13 protein-coding genes are annotated in these 14,153 nt (G+C 34.1%); 8 read left to right on the top strand and 5 right to left on the bottom strand.

Features of this window, described 5'->3' with window-relative positions; all coding sequences use genetic code 11:
- Positions 1-4 precede the first annotated feature (4 nt).
- The 4 genes from mnmG to ybeY form a co-directional block, all read right to left on the bottom strand.
- Positions 5-1,873, bottom strand: a complete 1,869-nt coding sequence (gene mnmG, locus ACTIEI_RS02975) for a tRNA uridine-5-carboxymethylaminomethyl(34) synthesis enzyme MnmG (protein WP_439504794.1) — start codon at positions 1,871-1,873, stop codon at positions 5-7.
- A gap of 26 nt (positions 1,874-1,899) precedes the next feature.
- Positions 1,900-2,463 carry a hypothetical protein gene (locus ACTIEI_RS02980; protein WP_439504795.1) on the bottom strand — a complete coding sequence of 188 codons (564 nt, stop codon included), beginning with the start codon at positions 2,461-2,463 and terminating at the stop codon, positions 1,900-1,902.
- Positions 2,464-2,631: 168 nt separating this feature from the next.
- Positions 2,632-3,312: a CAP domain-containing protein gene (locus ACTIEI_RS02985; protein ID WP_439504796.1), complete on the bottom strand. Its 681-nt coding sequence runs from the start codon at positions 3,310-3,312 to the stop codon at positions 2,632-2,634.
- Positions 3,313-3,744: an rRNA maturation RNase YbeY gene (gene ybeY, locus ACTIEI_RS02990; protein ID WP_439504797.1), complete on the bottom strand. Its 432-nt coding sequence runs from the start codon at positions 3,742-3,744 to the stop codon at positions 3,313-3,315. It abuts the gene before it with no gap.
- Positions 3,745-3,817: 73 nt separating this feature from the next.
- On the opposite strand from ybeY, the gene ACTIEI_RS02995 reads away from it, so the two are divergent.
- The 3 genes from ACTIEI_RS02995 to ACTIEI_RS03005 all read left to right on the top strand — a co-directional run bounded on the left by ACTIEI_RS02995 (position 3,818) and on the right by ACTIEI_RS03005 (position 7,122).
- Entirely contained in the window at positions 3,818-4,048 is a 231-nt protein-coding gene (locus ACTIEI_RS02995; RefSeq protein ID WP_439504798.1) for a FeoA family protein, read from the top strand.
- Positions 4,049-4,071: 23 nt separating this feature from the next.
- Entirely contained in the window at positions 4,072-4,641 is a 570-nt protein-coding gene (gene nadD, locus ACTIEI_RS03000) for a nicotinate (nicotinamide) nucleotide adenylyltransferase (RefSeq protein ID WP_439504799.1), read from the top strand.
- Positions 4,642-4,731: 90 nt separating this feature from the next.
- Positions 4,732-7,122 (top strand): prolyl oligopeptidase family serine peptidase, encoded by a 2,391-nt coding sequence (locus ACTIEI_RS03005; RefSeq protein ID WP_439504800.1) that lies wholly within the window; start codon positions 4,732-4,734, stop codon positions 7,120-7,122.
- A gap of 11 nt (positions 7,123-7,133) precedes the next feature.
- Here the strand turns inward: ACTIEI_RS03005 and ACTIEI_RS03010 are convergent, their stop codons facing one another.
- Positions 7,134-7,781, bottom strand: coding sequence for a response regulator transcription factor (locus tag ACTIEI_RS03010; protein WP_439504801.1), 648 nt, complete (start codon positions 7,779-7,781; stop codon positions 7,134-7,136).
- Positions 7,782-8,129: 348 nt separating this feature from the next.
- Here ACTIEI_RS03010 and ACTIEI_RS03015 point away from each other — a divergent pair, with 348 nt between their 5' ends.
- The 5 genes from ACTIEI_RS03015 (at position 8,130) to ACTIEI_RS03035 (ending at position 14,105) form a co-directional block, all read left to right on the top strand.
- Complete coding sequence (locus ACTIEI_RS03015; protein ID WP_304758736.1) at positions 8,130-8,360, top strand: hypothetical protein; 231 nt, start codon at positions 8,130-8,132, stop codon at positions 8,358-8,360.
- A gap of 63 nt (positions 8,361-8,423) precedes the next feature.
- Positions 8,424-9,290: an alpha/beta hydrolase gene (locus ACTIEI_RS03020; protein ID WP_439504802.1), complete on the top strand. Its 867-nt coding sequence runs from the start codon at positions 8,424-8,426 to the stop codon at positions 9,288-9,290.
- Positions 9,280-10,305: a ThiF family adenylyltransferase gene (locus tag ACTIEI_RS03025; protein ID WP_439504803.1), complete on the top strand. Its 1,026-nt coding sequence runs from the start codon at positions 9,280-9,282 to the stop codon at positions 10,303-10,305. Before ACTIEI_RS03020 ends, ACTIEI_RS03025 begins: the two co-directional genes overlap by 11 nt.
- A gap of 463 nt (positions 10,306-10,768) precedes the next feature.
- A complete protein-coding gene (locus ACTIEI_RS03030; protein WP_304758733.1) occupies positions 10,769-11,953 on the top strand; it encodes an HlyD family secretion protein in 1,185 nt (394 codons plus the stop codon).
- Positions 11,940-14,105, top strand: coding sequence for a peptidase domain-containing ABC transporter (locus ACTIEI_RS03035; protein ID WP_439504804.1), 2,166 nt, complete (start codon positions 11,940-11,942; stop codon positions 14,103-14,105). The genes ACTIEI_RS03030 and ACTIEI_RS03035 overlap by 14 nt, the downstream gene beginning before the upstream one ends.
- Positions 14,106-14,153: the final 48 nt, after the last annotated feature.

Raw genomic sequence — 14,153 nt, forward strand, 5'->3', positions numbered from 1 at the left:
TATGTTATCTACCCATGTAAACCATTAGGATTTGTATGTCTGATGGATTAACACCACTGATTCTACTTGCTTGACCTAATGTGCTCGGTTTTATTTTTTTCATTTTTTGCAAAGCTTCATTAGAAAGCGCATTCAATTTGTCGTAATCAAAGTTTGCAGGGATAGCCATATTTTCTAAATCACTCATTTTATCTACCAACTGTTGTTCCTTTTCAATATAGCGTTCGTATTTGATTTGAATTTCAGCTTGCAATAAAGCATCGGCAGAAATTTCATTTAATCTTGTTTGAAGATTTGGTAAAGTTGTTATAAGATCGTCTAAAGAAATATTTGGTCTTAAAATGATTTTAGCCGCTTTTTGTTTTTCTTGAATAGTAGCAGAATTAATGGAGGTTAAATATTCATTGATTTCTGTCGGTTCTATATTAAAATCTTTTAATATGTTTTTAACCTCTTTTACTTCTGTTATTTTTTGTTCTACGGCACGCATTCTTTCATCTGATGCCAAACCAAGTTGGTGGCTTCTTTCTGTTAAGCGTAGGTCTGCATTGTCTTGACGCAATAAGGTTCTAAATTCAGCCCTACTCGTAAACATTCTATAAGGCTCGTCGGTACCTTTATTTATCAGATCATCAACCAATACACCAATATATGCTTCTGATCTTTTTAAAATAAAGGGTTCTAGCGATTTAGCTTTTTGGTGAGCATTGATTCCTGCAATCATACCTTGACAGGCCGCTTCTTCATAACCGGTTGTTCCATTAATTTGACCCGCAAAAAACAGATGACTAATTTGTTTGGTTTCTAGCGCGTGTGTCAATTGAGTTGGCATAAAATAATCATATTCAATTGCATAACCAGGTCTAAATATTTTGCAGTTTTCAAATCCTGGTACTTGCCTCAATGCTGCCATTTGTACTTCTTCTGGTAAAGAAGTAGAGAAACCGTTAACATATATTTCTACTGTATCCCAACCCTCTGGTTCCACAAATAATTGGTGACGGTCTCTATCTGCAAAGCGACTGATTTTGTCTTCAATGCTTGGACAATACCTTGGGCCAACTCCTTCAATTCTGCCTTGATACATGGGGGAGCGATCAAAACCTGTTTTTAATAAATCGTGAACTGTTTGATTAGTATAAGTAATAAAACAACTTCTTTGATTTTCGGGCTTCACTCTCGGAATATCAAGATAAGAGAAACCAACAATCTGTTCGTCGCCCTTTTGTTCTTCCATTTTAGAATAGTCCAAGCTTCTTCCATCAACTCTAGGAGGAGTTCCCGTTTTTAAACGATCGCTTTCAAAACCTAATGCAACCAATTGTTCTGTAATACCTGTAGCTGCTTTCTCTGCTACACGTCCACCACCAAATTGTTTTTCACCAATATGAATGACTCCATTTAAAAAAGTACCACTGGTTACTACAACAGATTCGGCCATGATTTCGTGACCCAATCCAGTTATCACGCCACAGGCTTTATTATTTTTAATGATGATTTCTTTGACCATGTCCTGGTAAAAATCAACATTGGGTGTTTTCTCTAACCATTCTCTCCACTTTGCCGCAAACAGCATTCGGTCGTTTTGCGCTCTCGGACTCCACATAGCAGGGCCCTTACTGAGGTTCAACATTCTAAATTGAATGGTACTCAAGTCTGTAACAATACCACTGTATCCGCCAAGGGCGTCAATCTCTCTTACAATTTGTCCTTTTGCAATTCCACCCATTGCAGGGTTGCAACTCATTTGGGCAATGGTTTGCATATTCATGGTAATTAACAAAACGGAACTTCCCAAGTTTGCTGCTGCCGCTGCCGCCTCACATCCTGCATGGCCAGCGCCTACTACTATTACATCGTATTTTGAAAACATGGTGCAAAGATATTATAGGATTCGCCCTAACCGAATTTTTTTAAAATTTCTCTTTCGAGCAATAGGTCCTCGATGGGAGTACCAGTATTGTATCTATGGAATTCTTCTTTAGTCAATTCATTAACATGTAGTAGCCAGTCTTTGTTACTGGTTAAAAATTGAAGCATTGTTTTATTTGGTTTGAGTCCATTTGCTTCCAATCCTTCAATTTTTTCAATCATATTTTTTGCAAGTCCGAACCCAGCGTTTAAATATAAATCGGTAAAGTATTTTTTTGCTCCCAATATAGCTGTTCCATGCTCTTTAGAATTATCAGAATGAGTTGGCTCAACACGTAGATTGATAAAATTCCAACAAAGCTTGAGTTCTTCCTCCTTTGAAAAATCAAAGAATGCGATAGGGACGACATGATCAAACTGCCAAAGCAATGCATGGTTCTCCCACGTAAGCCCATTCGTAAATTGAATCTCTATCCAATTTCTTAAACCAGCTCTGTCAATTCCAAAATAGGGGGCATAGGCTTCACTCGGCGCATCTTCTAAAACATATCTTCTAAAAGCAATCTGCCATTTCCTCTTTTCCTTATTCATAGGTTCATTTATTTTGAATAACCAGCATGACGACATTTAAATGAGCGTGTCATCTATTTCTTCAAAGATAAACGGGATTCGTGGAACATCACTAAAATGTTCCGTTGGGGAACGGTGATTCGTGGAACCTCAGATTGAGTTTATTGGTGGAGTGGGGGGCGTCAATAATTAGTTCTTTGGGGCTTCCTCGCATCCTAATTCCTGAACAATAAGTGTTTGATTGTCGTTCAGTTGTACTGAACTAACCCCCATTTTTTTATAATTAGGGTTTAATAAATTCTTTCTGTGTCCAAGATCGGGCAAGTTGATGTCTAAATAGAGTAAAAGAAGTGAGCTTAATCCAAGTTTGTCTTTGCCCAAAGAGATATTTTCTGCAGCACAACCCTTGTATCCCACTTTTCGCATTCTGTCTCCAAAACCAGAGCCGTCTGAGCCTTGGTGACTTACACTCCCCCCATTACTTTTTATGTCTTTGGCATGGTTTTGAGCAGCCAAGCTTAATTTTTCTTCGGGCGCTAAAAATGGAAGGGGATCAACCTTGCTTAAAGCTTCAATCAAACTGTTGGCATATTTACCCCTTAGCCTTGGCTGTTGATTCAAATAGGGCAATAAAGCAGAGTCTCTAAATTCATTAGGATATAGGCGCGCATAGTTGGTCCAATAAATAAAAGATTGGGAGAGCGGATCAGACCCGCGGTAAGTTTTATTTTGGGTTAGTTTTTCAAGAATCACTTGTTTCACTGCCAGCTTGGGTTCAAATGGAATATCAGTTAAAACGACTTGACTATAATTTTGGGCATTGACCCAAGAACAACTAACCAATAGAAAAAACAGCGCCCAAGGTTTCATTTATTTTCTTTTTCCAATCAATTGCAAATACTGGTCCTCTTTTGCACGCATGGTTGAAATTTCACTTTTCTTTTTGTCTTTATAGCCACATAAATGTAGGGCACCATGAAAAAGCACACGTTGCATTTCATTTTGGTAGGAAACTCCTTGATGTTTGGCATTGTCTTTTACGCGATCTATACTTACATATATTTCAGCTTCAATGGGTTCACCCGGTTCGTTCAGTCCAAAAGTGATGATATCTGTATAGTAATTGTGTTGTAAAAAATCCTGATTAATCTTCAGCAACATTTCGTCGGAACAAAAAATATAATTGATTGCAGAAAGCTGCTTTTTTTCTTTCTTAAAAATAGAAGCGATAAATATTTTTAATGCAGACTTCTGTGCAAACACAAAAGGGCGATCCCCTGTGCGAAAATTGATTTTAGCCATAATTACTTGATTACTCCAAAATTCGTAACAAAACCAATACGGGCTAGACTACCTTTACTATATAATCGGAAATATGAAAAGATTGTCTGAGTTATCAGCAGGGCAAAAGGGAATTATCGATTCATTTGAAAAAGACGACATCTTTATCAAACTCATGGAAATGGGTTGTGTGCCAGGTGAGAAAGTAAAAGTGGAACAGATTGCACCTTTGGGAGATCCCATCTCAATCTGTGTATCTGGCTATCGATTAAGCTTGAGATTAAGCGAGGCCAACAGCATTTTTGTAACCGAGGATTTGTCTTAATTAATTGATAATCAATATATTAGATGAAAATAGGCCTCTATTTTGGTTCATTTAACCCCATTCATATTGGGCATCTGATTATTGCTAGCCATGTCTTAAATCAAACCGATTTACAGCAAGTATGGTTTGTAGTGTCTCCACAAAACCCGTTCAAACCTGCCAGTAGTTTACTCAATGAATACCATCGATTACATTTGGTACAATTAGCAGTAGAAGACGATATTCGATTAAGGGCTTCTGATATTGAATTTAAATTGCCCAAGCCTTCTTATACAATCGATACGTTGATTTATTTAAAAGAAAAATATCCGCAACATAGTTTTGAGATTATCATGGGCAGCGATAGTTTTCAAAATTTGCCAAAGTGGAAAAATGCCTCATTGCTTATCAGTGATTATACATTTACTGTTTACAATAGACCGGGCTTTACTATTAATAATAACGCTGGTGCTAAACTGCGCATTTTAGATGCACCTCTATTAACCATTTCCGCAACCCATGTTCGGGATAATATTAAAGCTGGAAAAACCATTCGCTATTTGGTACCAGAGAAAGTGCGCGAATACATAGAAGCCAATCATTATTATCAATAATGTTTTGCATTCCTCCATTCAAATAAAATTGCACGAGAATAATTATTAACCAATACAAATACAATAGATTTATTCTAACAAATCAATTGTATGAGAAAATTTATTCTGTTGCTATTTATTGCTGTAAGCACCAACAGCTTTGCCCAGTCATTAACCGTTGACTATATTATGCGTGATCCAAAATGGATGGGCACATCTCCTTCCAATGTTTTTTGGAGTCATGATAGTAAAACTGTTTTTTTTAATTGGAATCCAAAACAACAAATGGCGGACTCATTGTATGCATATGCTTTAAATGCAACAGCACCAGATAAAGCCAACAATAATATTATTGAACGCAATAGTGCATTAAATAATGCAGTCTATAATTTGGCTGGAACACAAATGGTGTATGCGTTTCGTGGCGACATTTATTGGACAGATGTAAAATTGAATAAAACCATTCGGGTTACACAAACAGAAGAGCAAGAAAATAATCCTTCATTTATTATGAATGACGAGTGGATTGCTTTTACTAAGTCCCCCAATTTATTTGCTTGGCATACCAAAACAGGAGTAATCACGCAATTAACCAATATTGGTTCGGGGGGGAGCGCAACTGTAGGAAACATCAATCGCGCCGCGGCTATGATCAACCCACAAACCCAAGATGGTTGGTTGCAACAACAACAGTTGGATTTATTTGAAGTGCTCAAAGAAAGAAAAGATAAAAGAGAGGAACGCGCCAATTATTTGAGGAATAATCGAATCGTTTATAATGATACGATTAAAAGAATTGCGACGGGCGATCGAATGATGCAAGGCCTACAAATCAGTCCAGATGCGCGTTTCGTGACGTATCGATTGTATCAAGCACCAGCTGGAAATAAACAAACTATTGTTCCAGATTATGTGACCGAGTCTGGATACACTACCGATTTAAATACCAGAACCAAAGTGGGCAACGCATTGGGCAAATTTGATTTTTATGTTTGGGATCGAGTGCGCGATACGTTGATGCAAATAAAAACAGATGCAATTCCTGGGATACAAGACTTACCAGATTACGCAAAAGATTATCCAAAAAGATACGAAGGAAAAAAACCAAGCAATCGTTCTGTAGTCATCTATGGTCCTTATTGGAATAACAGCGCAAGTATTGCCATTGTTGATATTCGTTCTCAAGACAACAAAGACCGATGGATTATGCAACTTGAATCTGCAACTGGAAAATTAGTACCCATCGATAGACAAAGAGACAATGCATGGATTGGTGGACCAGGTGTTGGTGGTGGAAACTTCGGAACTAAAATTGGCTGGATCAATAATGATCAGTTTTATTTTCAAAGCGAAACTTCGGGCTATTCGCATTTGTATGTGTACGATGTAAAAACACAAAATAAAAAAGCATTAACAGCTGGAAACTACGAAGTGCAGGATTTGAAATTGAGTAAGAATAAACAGCATTTTTATTTATTGACCAATGAAACACATCCTGGAAAATTAAATTGGTATCGCATTAAAACTGATGGTTCTGCAAAAGAAAGAATCACTGCATGGGAGGGAGGATATGAAGTGAGCATGAGCCCAGATGAAAAGTGGATTGCTTATCGCTACTCTTATATCAACAAACCATGGGAATTATATGTGCAAGAAAATGCACCCGGTAAAAAACCCATTCAAGTCACCAATCTTTCGATGACTGAGGAGTTTAAAAAATATGACTGGAAAGAAGCGAAAGTAACCACCATTCCTGCAAGAGATGGGCAAAATATTTATGCAAGAATTTATGAACCAACTGCTGCAAAGAAAAATGGGGCTGCAGTATTTTTTGTGCACGGTGCTGGTTATTTACAAAACGTGCATTATTGGTGGAGCTCTTATTTCAGGGAATATATGTTCAATAATTTATTGGTAGACAAAGGGTATACCGTAATTGATATAGACTATAGAGCTAGCAGTGGATATGGAAGAGATTGGCGCACGGGCATCTACCGACATATGGGTGGAAAAGATTTAACTGATCATGTAGATGCCGCGGATTTCTTGGTTAAAAATTATGGTATTGATCCCAACCGAATTGGTTTATATGGTGGATCTTATGGAGGATTTATTACATTGATGGGATTATTCACCACACCAGATGTATTTAAGGCGGGAGCTGCATTAAGACCCGTAACTGATTGGGCACATTATAATCATGGATACACGGCCAATATTTTAAATGAACCTGTTCAAGATTCTATTGCTTATGCAAAATCATCTCCAATCAATTTTGCGGCGGGCTTAAAAAATCATTTATTAATCTGCCATGGAATGGTAGATGTGAATGTACATTTTCAAGATGTAGTTCGTTTGTCTCAAAAATTAATTGAACTCAAAAAAGACAATTGGGAACTCGCTGTGTATCCGATGGAAGACCATGGATTTGTAGAACCCAGTAGTTGGACCGATGAGTATAAGAGGATTTTGAAATTGTTTGAAGAGAAATTGGGAAAATAATTTTTTGGACACTAAGATTCATAACCAATTTTTTTGGCATAGGTTACCAATTCCTGTCTAGTTGTTATGTCAAGTTTTGTGTAGATTTTTTTTCTGTGATACTCAACATTTTTTTCCGAGCAAAACCAAAATTTTGCAATTTCAACTGTAGACAAATTATCAATATTGAATTGAATGAATTCTATCTCTTTATAGGTAAAAGCATTATTTCCTATGAAAGAATATTTATTCCAATCTAGGGAAGCTAATTGTTTGGAACGATAGTATTTGTTTTTTAAAAATCCATGTTCAAGAATTTCAATGATAGCAGATGAAAAATTTAATTTTTCATCTGCCTTACCTACAAAACCATGAATGCCAATGTTAAAAAGGTTTACAATAGCATCTAATTCCGCCACAAAAGTAAAAACCAATATTTTAGTGGATGGATATTGACTCTTTATTTCTTTAATTGTATCATAACCATTCATTATCGGCATTGATAAATCAATCGATACTATATCGGGGATTTGATTAGATAACTTTAATTCGTTTAAAAAATCAATACCATTCCCAGCTTCTGCAATGATTTCGCAATCAAGTTTTTCTTTGACCTCATTAATCATCATTTTTCTAATTGCAGCATGATCTTCTGCAATACCAATTAATACCCGCCCCATCACATTTACTTATTTCCAACAATAATACATGACAATAATCACTTATACAAAATTCAATGCATTATTTTTTTATTGAATTTAAACTTCTAGGGTTTTACCTAGTGATTATTCTAATTTATATGAGGATACTTGTAAAACAATAGGAAGTACAACTATTGAATGACCAAGCTTGATCAATGGGATATTACTCCTTAATTAACCCCAAATGCAGGCATGCATAAAATAAAAAAGGATGATGGTAGAAACAATACTACTTGGGGTTTATAAATTGACAGCCCAGCGAAAGCGAAACTGGAAAAACCGTGATTTCCTATTACGTGAATTTAGGAGTAAAATTAAATTTTTTATATGCAAATTCAATTAGAAGAAATGGATTTGGTTCAATTGAACCAAGCCGAAAAACAGGAAGTTGTTGGTGGCATAGCGCCATGGTTAGTAAGAGCAGGTTGGGCTATTGCGGGTTATATTGGAAGTAGAGTGTTGGATGCAGCTGTAGATGATGCAGCTTCGAAAATGTACGCATCCATTCATCCTAAACCCGGGATGAACCTGCCTCATAACGCTTGTGATAATGTTTAATTTTAAAACCTCCACTGCTGATTACTTTATTGATTAGCAGTGGTTTTGTTTATTGAAAGTAATATGATAAAATTAACGATTCTGTTTACTATGTTTATTACTTTGAATTCATGCTCAGAAAATAAAATCTCAGATATAAAGTCTAGTACTGATTATTATTTTTTGAAATCAAATTCAGATAATGATTTGTTTATTTTTCTAACCGGGTATAATCAAAACTTTTATGAAGTTATTCAGACAAACAGTACTTTACTTAATCAACTAAAAAGTAAGGATTATTCCGTCTTATTTATCAATTCATCGAACACACTTTTATATGATTCATTAGAGTTGGATAATATTTATAAACAAGTAATTGAAATACTTCAAAATAAATTCCCCAAATCAATACATATCGGAGGATTTTCAATGGGAGGTTTTGGTGCAGCAAAGTTACTTTTAAAATTTCAGAAGGAAAATCAGAAAGGCAATAGTTTAATATTAGTTGATTCCCCACTTGATTTAAATCGATTTACAAAAAGTATTGTTAATCAGATAACTAATACTGAGAAAATATCTCGTGAAGAGGCAAAATACATTTACAATCTTATAAAATCTAAAGCGGTTAGTAGCTCAATTTCGATTGATAGTTTATGCAGAAGAGAAACAGTTGTTTCTGCCGAAAATGCTCTAGGAGTGAAAGATTTTCTTCTTACAAAAACTAAAATATTTGCATTTACAAATTTATCATTGGGGTGGCAGTTTTTAAATAGAGGGCGTAGCTTGTATGACATGCATGCATTAGACATATCTATGTTTTTATCTAATCAAAAGAAAAGGGGTAATTCAAATATTTTCTTATGTATTGAGAAAACAGAAAATACTAATCCTCATTCTTGGTCAAATCTAAATGTAGATTCTTTATTAAAATGGGTTTCTTATGTCAGATAAGTATTCAATATTGAAATATTTACCCATTTGGTCTGTTGAATCTAAAATCTGTATTGGGATACCTGGCACAGATCAATATATTGAAATTACAAATACAAATCAAAATAGGAAGTTATTGGATGATCTTATTTCAAATGGCATATCGTTAAGTGAGATTAATGGAAATCATTTTTATAATGAACTTTTTAAAAAGCAAATTCTTTTAAAAACTGAAGAGCAAAAAAAACGAAAAGATTTTTTTTTCGATTACCTTAATATTAAATTCCCTTCTGAACTGCTAAGTTATAGAATATTGATATTTGGGGCAGGGGCTGGTGGTGCAACAATTGGATACCTACTAGCTCAGTTTGGGTTTAAAAATATAAGCATTTGTGATAATGATGTTGTAAATTCAAGTGATGTTGAAAAGACAACAATTTTTGATTCGACTGATATTGGAAAGTATAAAGTAATTGCACTTAGTGAACGGGTAAGAAAGAATTTCGGAATAAGTATCCAAGCTTATACAGAAAAAGTATTTTCAGAAGCAGATATTAGACGTTTTTGTGACATTACGATTCCTCAGTTTATTATAAAAGCGTGTGACCCTAATTTGTCATTTCGAACTTCATTAAACAATTATTGTTTTAACAATGGCATTCCGTTTATTCACATGTCATATGCATTTGAAATAATTAACCTTGGTCCATTATTTATTCCCGGCAAAACGTGTTGTGACTTGAGTTTAAATCAGTTAGCAATAAAGAGATTCGGCGAAGAGCAGTCGTTCGAAAAACAAAAAAAACTATACACAGATTATACGACACATCCTTCCATTTCATTTAATATAAATATATTAGCAAACCTTATTCTAAAAGAGATTCTATTTTTTCTAACTGACAGGTATGAAATGTGTAATACAATCAACAAAATTGTTTATTATAACGCTTCAATTATGAAGGGGTATACATATCATTTACAATGTAATAAATCTTGTTTATTTAATTTGAACAATATAACCTATGAAAAAAATTAGAACACCTTTACGATGGATTGCAATAGGATTTATTGTCTATCTTTTACAAAAAATAATTTTTGGTTTTGGAAAATAATTAAATTGTAAAGAAGATCCGTGAGTATCTGAAGAAGACTAATTTCCTTGCAGGAAAGAATATGTAAAAAAGGAGTGATAACTTAAAGTATTGTTCAGTTTAAGTCTATATTTTATTATTTGCCCAAGCGATTACATTTATTGAAAAAAATCTAAAAATATTCATTAAGTGAAAAAATTAATTTTACCTTTTCTATTTGTTGTAATTCTAGCTGTTTTATTTTATTATTTAGTGTATAATTATGCGGATAGACAAATTATAAATAATTGGAAATAAGCAATACACACAAGAATATTTATGATCCCACTAACCTTTTTTCTTTTCATGTGCCCCCCCCATTTTTTATTTTAGAAAAGAAGAAAAAAACCGATATCGGTAATTTACTCTATGTTAATCCCAGATATGTTCATTCCAAACACCGTTATTGGCTATATACCAAAGCTAAAAAAAAGCGTTTATTGCTTCTTCGGTTTTATTTTCATTTCTATTATAGCTCTCCTTTTTTCTTTACCCCACATTTACACCAACATTTCTGTAAAGTCTATGGGCATAACTCGGCCTAATAGCGAACGAACAGAAGTCAAATCATCCTTGGGAGGGTTAATTCAAAATATTTATTTTACAGAAGGTAGTAAAGTGAAAGCGGGTGATCTCATTTTAAAAATAAATGATCCAAACACAAAAAGTAAAACAACGCTAAATCAATATGAGTTAAATCAGCGGATAGTATTTATACAAGATCTTACTATCCTAACAGCTTCAAAAATGTTATCTGAAGAGTTATTAACACAGATTCAATCTCCAATATATAAAGAGCAACTAAGCAAATACATATATCAAAAAGAGCAACAAAATTCTATACTACAGAAAGCAGAAAAGGAATTAGAAATAAATACTTCATTAGCAAAAGACAAAGTTATTAGCACAAAAGAATTTTTCGATTATCAAAACAATCTACAGCAAATACAATCAAACAATAAAGCTTTTGTGAGAGAACAATTAATAAATTGGCAACAAGAATTAGCAAGGTATAAATTAGAGCTATCTCAATATCAACAAATAAGCGAACAGCTTATCGCTGAAGCAAAATATTATGAAATTAAGGCACCAATTGCCGGATACATACAAGGAATTAACACAAAATATGCTGGTGGAATAATACAAGCTGGAGAGCCTGTTTGTACTATTTCACCAGAAGGTTCACTGGTGGGCGAGTGCTATGTACAAACTAAAGATATTGGGTTACTTAAAATAGGTCAGACTGCTAGATATCAAATTGAAGCTTTTGATTATAACTATTTTGGCGTTTTAACTGGAAAAATTACTGCTATAGACAATGATTACACTTTGGTAAATAATATGCCTGTCATTAAGCTAAGGTGCAGTTTTGATAGTACACAATTACATTTAAAAAATGGATTTACTGGTCATCTTAAAAAGGGATTGAGTTTTCAAGCAAGATTTATTGTAGCTAGAAGAAGCCTCTGGCAACTACTTTATGATAATTTAAATGATTGGCTTAGCCCTATAGCCCCACCCCAAAATATTGCAGCATTAAGTGAGAAAAAGTAGTAAGGTAAAACAGCGTGATATTACCGATTGTGGAGCTGCTTGTATTGCATCTGTAGCAGCACACTATCAATTAAAACTACCTGTGAGCAGAATTAGACAATACGCAGGCACCGATAAGCGCGGCACCAATGTGTTGGGTATGATTGAAGCCGCAGAAAGATTGGGCTTTCAGGCAAAAGGGGCCAAAGGATCATTAGAAAGCCTTGCTAAAATTCCCCTACCCGCAGTTGCTCATGTAATTATAAAAAATGGATTGCATCATTTTGTGGTAATTTATAAAGTAACGGCAAAATACATTACAATAATGGATCCGGGTGATGGACTGGTTCATAAAAAACCCATAGCAGATTTTGCCAAAGAATGGACAGGGGTAATTATACTGTTGTTGCCTGATGAAGCGTTTACAAAAGGGAATCAAAAAACATCGAGTATTAATCGTTTTTGGCAATTAATTCGCCCGCATAGTGGTATAATGGTGCAGGCGTTAATTGGTGCTGTAATCTATACCATTTTAGGTTTATCATCATCTATTTACATGCAAAAAATAATAGACTTTGTTTTACCAGAAGGCAATATGCAACTATTAAATTTATTGAGTATTGGAATGATATTGATTTTACTGCTTCAAATATTTATCGGCATCTTTAAAACAATAATTGGCGTACAAACTGGGCAGCATATTGATGCTAAATTAATCTTAGGCTATTACAAACATTTACTGCAATTGCCTCAGCGTTTTTTTGATACAATGCGTGTTGGTGAAATAATTAGCAGAGTAAATGATGCTGTTAAAATACGTGCTTTTATAAATGACGTGGCACTTAACATGTTTGTAAATATTTTAATAGTACTATTTTCTATTGGTCTTATGTTTTTGTATTACTGGAAACTTGCTTTAATAATGCTTGGCATTATTCCAGCCTACTTAATAATTTACTATATAAGTAACCTAGTAAATAAAAAATGGCAAAGAAAGTTAATGGAAAATAGTGCAGATTTAGAAACTCAGTTAGTAGAAAGCATTACAGCAGCTGGAACAATTAAGCGTTTTGGTTTAGAAGAATATGCCAATATAAAAACAGAAAATAGATTCATAGTATTATTACAAAATATTTATAGTAGCACAATTAAATCGCTTTATTTAGGAACGGCATCTGAATTTATTACCAGACTATTTACCATTATTATACTTTGGGCAGGATGCTATTTTGTAATGAGTAGAGAACTTACATCAGGTGAGTTATTATCGTTTTATGCTTTGATAGGTTATTTTACTGGACCAGCAAGCTCTTTAATTGGCGCCAATAAAAGTATACAGGACGCTTTAATTGCAGCCGATAGATTATTCGAAATTATAGATCTTGAAACAGAAGGGAGCAACGAAACACAAATATCACTTACAAAAGATTTGATAGGAGATATACAATTTAATAATATATATTTTAGATATGGAACAAGGAATACTGTTTTTGAGGGATTAAGTATTACTATAAAAAAAGGAGCATCAACTGCAATAGTAGGAGAGAGCGGAAGTGGAAAATCTACATTACTATCACTCATGCAGAATCTATATCCTTTAAAAGAGGGTAATATAACGATTGGAGGCATTGATATAAAATATATTACCAATTCCAGTTTGCGAAAAATGGTTTCTGTAGTTCCTCAACAGATAGATTTATTTGTAGGTACCATTGTAGAAAATATTGCAATTGGTGAGTTTGAGCCAGATTTACAAAAAGTGCTAAATATCTCAAAGCAATTAGGTATTGATGAATTTGTAGAAAAAATGCCTGCAACCTACAATACTATTTTACATGAGAACGGAGTAAACCTATCTGGTGGACAACGGCAGCGTCTTGCAATAGCTAGAGCACTGTATCGTAATCCTGAAATTTTAATATTGGATGAAGTGACAGCCTCATTGGATAGTGTTAGCGAACAAAAAGTACAAGAAACATTAGATTGGTTTAAAAGTCTAGGTAAAACAGTAATAATAATAGCTCATCGTTTATCAACCATAAAAAACTGCGATGATATATTAGTATTGCAAGAAGGTAAATTAATTGAGCAAGGAAAACATGATGAATTGCTATTAAAAAAACAACATTACTTCACAATGTGGAATAGGTTTTCTGGATTTATTGGTTCCTAATTTTTTCTTAAAAAACTAATTTTTTATTTCGTCCATATTTATTATTGT

The sequence above is a fragment of the Sediminibacterium sp. genome, from assembly GCF_051860225.1.
Lineage (GTDB): Bacteria > Bacteroidota > Bacteroidia > Chitinophagales > Chitinophagaceae > Sediminibacterium.

What these genes read in the sequence shown, in the direction of transcription:
- ACTIEI_RS03010 (WP_439504801.1), bottom strand. Translation starts at nt 7,781, where the DNA reads ATGGGGCGGGTATTAATTGGTATTGCAGAAGATCATGCTGCAATTAGA.
- ACTIEI_RS03025 (WP_439504803.1), top strand. Translation starts at nt 9,280, where the DNA reads ATGTCAGATAAGTATTCAATATTGAAATATTTACCCATTTGGTCTGTT.
- ACTIEI_RS03020 (WP_439504802.1), top strand. Translation starts at nt 8,424, where the DNA reads ATGATAAAATTAACGATTCTGTTTACTATGTTTATTACTTTGAATTCA.
- ACTIEI_RS02995 (WP_439504798.1), top strand. Translation starts at nt 3,818, where the DNA reads ATGAAAAGATTGTCTGAGTTATCAGCAGGGCAAAAGGGAATTATCGAT.
- nadD (WP_439504799.1), top strand. Translation starts at nt 4,072, where the DNA reads ATGAAAATAGGCCTCTATTTTGGTTCATTTAACCCCATTCATATTGGG.
- ACTIEI_RS03030 (WP_304758733.1), top strand. Translation starts at nt 10,769, where the DNA reads ATGTTAATCCCAGATATGTTCATTCCAAACACCGTTATTGGCTATATA.
- ybeY (WP_439504797.1), bottom strand. Translation starts at nt 3,744, where the DNA reads ATGGCTAAAATCAATTTTCGCACAGGGGATCGCCCTTTTGTGTTTGCA.
- mnmG (WP_439504794.1), bottom strand. Translation starts at nt 1,873, where the DNA reads ATGTTTTCAAAATACGATGTAATAGTAGTAGGCGCTGGCCATGCAGGA.
- ACTIEI_RS03015 (WP_304758736.1), top strand. Translation starts at nt 8,130, where the DNA reads ATGCAAATTCAATTAGAAGAAATGGATTTGGTTCAATTGAACCAAGCC.
- ACTIEI_RS03005 (WP_439504800.1), top strand. Translation starts at nt 4,732, where the DNA reads ATGAGAAAATTTATTCTGTTGCTATTTATTGCTGTAAGCACCAACAGC.
- ACTIEI_RS02985 (WP_439504796.1), bottom strand. Translation starts at nt 3,312, where the DNA reads ATGAAACCTTGGGCGCTGTTTTTTCTATTGGTTAGTTGTTCTTGGGTC.
- ACTIEI_RS02980 (WP_439504795.1), bottom strand. Translation starts at nt 2,463, where the DNA reads ATGAATAAGGAAAAGAGGAAATGGCAGATTGCTTTTAGAAGATATGTT.